The sequence below is a fragment of the Cellulophaga baltica genome, assembly GCF_018861125.1.
GTDB classification, from domain to species: Bacteria; Bacteroidota; Bacteroidia; order Flavobacteriales; family Flavobacteriaceae; genus Cellulophaga; species Cellulophaga baltica_A.
Genome location: NZ_JAHKQN010000025.1, coordinates 1 through 1,148, shown reverse-complemented (window position 1 = coordinate 1,148; position 1,148 = coordinate 1). Strand labels below are relative to the sequence as shown.

At 32.6% G+C, this 1,148-nt stretch carries 1 protein-coding gene; it reads left to right on the top strand.

Annotated features, from left to right (window positions below):
• Positions 1-63 precede the first annotated feature (63 nt).
• The gene (locus KO500_RS12900) at positions 64-1,032 is read left to right on the top strand and encodes an IS110 family transposase (RefSeq protein WP_215956968.1); all 969 of its coding nucleotides are present in this window, start codon (positions 64-66) and stop codon (positions 1,030-1,032) included.
• Positions 1,033-1,148: the final 116 nt, after the last annotated feature.

Here is a 1,148-nt window from a genome sequence, read left to right as displayed (position 1 = left end):
CTTTAGATCTCGTTTTCAAGTTGTTGTGATACTAGTAGCTAGTTCTTTCATAAATCATTACTTATGAATAAATATACAGAAACTTTTGGGATTGACATTAGCAAGGATGTTTTTGATTGTTATGGAAGTATTCAAGGACATTTGCAGTTTAAAAACACTGAAAAAGGATTCAATAAGTTTCTGAAGTTACTACCAGAGGGCAGTTTAGTTGTAATGGAAGCCACAGGGTATTATCATTACAGATTGGCACAGTTTCTTTACAAAAATAAAGTAGTAGTTTCAGTAGTAAACCCATTATCGATAAAGCGATTTATACAAATGAAACTAGCTAAAGTAAAAACGGATAAAAGTGACGCCAAGGCTGTTTGTGAATATGGTTTAACACAAGAGGTTCCGTTGTATAATGCCCTCACAAATACTCAGAGTGAGTGTTTGCAATTGTTTCGATTGTTAGATGCCTATTTAAAGCAACGTACAGCAACAAAAAATAAGATACACGGAGAAGACGTTTTAGGTGTTCCTTCTAAGTTTGTTTACCGTTCTTTAGTGCGAAATAAGAAGCAACTAGATAAAGAAGTCAAAGCAATTGAATTAAAGATTTTATCCTTAGTAAAAGAAGAGCAACAAGAACAATTAACCTTGTTACAAAGCATCCCAGGAATAGGACTTAAAACAGCTTTATTTTTAATTGTAATTACCGATGGATTTACTAAGTTCGAGAATGCCTCACAACTTTGTAGCTATGTAGGAATCACACCGACAATTAGAGAATCTGGTAGTAGTGTCGGAGGCCGTGCACGAATAAGCAAGGTAGGTAATCGAAAGCTTCGGAATCTTTTGTTTTTATGTGCTTTTAATGCTTGTAAACACAACAAAGCTTGCAGAGAACTATATCATCGGATAGTAAATAAAGGAAAAAGTAAAAAACTAGCTTTGATAGCTGTTGCTAATAAGTTATTAAAACAGTGTTTTGCTATAGCAAAATCTAAAAGGCCATATGATGAAACTTACGTTTCTATATTGCCTAGATAAATAGAAATTTAATACAATAAAAAAGCTCAAAGAATCCGTTTTTGAATCTATGAGCCTAGAATAATAGTATCTAAATTTAATGAAGATTTTGTTTGTTTTTTACCTCAGTTCTTTGT